Raw genomic sequence first — 2,007 nt, forward strand, 5'->3', positions numbered from 1 at the left:
GGGCGGATAACTCATGCATTCGATGCAATGGCGGCCGAATGCGGCCGCCACAAGCTGACGTTGACATTTGCCGCTGCGCCATTGTCGAGGGCGGCGCCGGCGAGTTTCGCAACCCGGTCCTGACAGACCGGACGCCGGACGCAAACGCCGTCGCGGAAAGCTGTGCGCCCGTCCCGGTGCTGACCGGGACGGGCGACAGGCAATCAGATCATTGCGGCTCTGGATCAGGCGTATTTCCCGGCCTGTCGCCGCCGCCCTTGCCTTCACGGCAAGGCTCGCCGATGCCGCAGCATTTGCCGTTGTAGGTGACGCCGGGCTTCAGCTTGTCGCACTCCCTGGGAGCGGTTGTCTTGCAGCCGGCCAGCACCGAAACGGCGATGGCGGCCAAAAGGACGTTTCTTGAAACAGTAAACATCAGACGTTCTCCTTGATGGACCATGTTTGGACACATCGCTTGGTCGCGCCTCGGGAGAAATTGGTTCACAAGAAAATTGCGATCACCGGCGGAATCTTTTTGCGAGCTTGCCTTCGCGTGAAGGCGCATCGCCGATGCCGGGGCATTTGCCATGCTATGTGGTTTTCGGATTTGATTTATCGCATTGTCTTGTCGGCGTTGCCTGCAACCTGCCGTGACCGATGCAGCAGAACCGTAACAGGACATTCGCAACATTGCAGGCGAGAGACGTTTTCCATGATTGATCGCGTTGGACAATTCAGGGCTTGGTCGCCTCACACTCAGAAATGGTCCAGGATCGAAGCCGGAATGGTTGGCGAAACTGCGCGCATTCCCGAGGCGGTGATCGGGTCTCCTTGCGTGCCGTCATGAGTTCACAGTCCAGAAGGGAAAAACTGTCGCCTTGGCCGAAGATACATCGCGAACTGAACCGTGTGCGCACGCAATTGCAGTCGCCGTGGTCGACATTGGGCAACGCGCTCATTTCCGCAAAGCAGAACGCTGAATACCGACGCGAACTCGGCAAGCGGATCGAAGCCGCCCGCGAGACTTACACGGCGTCGCCGACCTCGCAGATTGCCGACAGCTTCATGCTCGTCCGGATCATCGGCAATGATCTGGAACCGCGACACCGCAAGGGCCAGTCATTCGACAACGTGCTGTTCATTCTGGACAACGAACCGGTCTTCGACGCCTGCGAAAAATTCTGGATCGTCAATCGGATAGTCGACACCGACGAGGAAGCCCGGATCATCGGCCTGCTCGAAAGCCGCCGCCAGAATTTTCACACAATCCCCTTCGAACTCGATGCATACCGGAAGATATCCTGGGACGTCGACCAGCTTGTTGCCGGCGACCTCAGATTCTCAGAGAAGGGCCGGGCGAGGGGAAAGTCCGCGCGTTACGAAACGCACATCCGCCGCAGCAAGAACCTCTATGTGATGAACAACAATGGGGCTCGCAACGCCGCGCTCGCGATTGCCCGCGGCAGGGCAAAATGGCTGATGCCCTGGGACGGGAACTGCTACCTGACAGGCTCTGCGTTCCAGCGGATACGGTCCGCGATCGAGAGAAACCCGCACCTTCCCTACGCTGTGGTGCCCATGGCGCGTATTGTCGACAATGCGCTTCTGCTGGACCAGAGCTTCCAGCCGCCGGCCGAGGAAGAGCCGCAGATCATATTTCGAGCCGATACCACGCAACTGTTCGACGAAAACTATGGCTACGGAAGGCGGCCAAAAATCGAGATGCTGTGGCGGTTGGCAGTTCCCGGCCCCTGGGATCGCTACCGCGACGACGCCTGGGATTTTCCACGCCCGATCCGGGCAGCGGATGCCGGGCTGCTCCAGAAAGCGGGCTGGGTGGCGCGCCTGGATTCAGGACGTTCGCATCTGGAGATCGGCAAGGCCGGCTTCGTCGCGCGTCTGGTCAGCCGCGACCAGGCGATCGTCGATATGGTCGATCAATGTGACGCCAAGGCAGTCGCCGCTCGGCTTGATACCTCCCGCCTGGCTTTCTATGACGAAGACGCCCTCGCCCACGCGGTAAAGGAC

The 2,007-nt window shown here is 59.9% G+C and carries 1 protein-coding gene and 1 pseudogene; one reads left to right on the forward strand and one right to left on the reverse strand.

Annotated elements, in window-relative coordinates:
• Nucleotides 1–208: 208 nt before the first annotated feature.
• Nucleotides 209–415: a hypothetical protein gene (locus tag EN750_RS31725; RefSeq protein ID WP_127267240.1), complete on the reverse strand. Its 207-nt coding sequence runs from the start codon at nt 413–415 to the stop codon at nt 209–211.
• 407 nt (nt 416–822) lie between these two features.
• On the opposite strand from EN750_RS31725, the pseudogene EN750_RS31730 reads away from it, so the two are divergent.
• Nucleotides 823–2,007: pseudogene (locus EN750_RS31730) on the forward strand (hypothetical protein); the annotation flags it as partial.

The sequence above is a fragment of the Mesorhizobium sp. M7A.F.Ca.ET.027.03.2.1 genome (assembly GCF_003999175.1).
GTDB lineage: Bacteria > Pseudomonadota > Alphaproteobacteria > Rhizobiales > Rhizobiaceae > Mesorhizobium.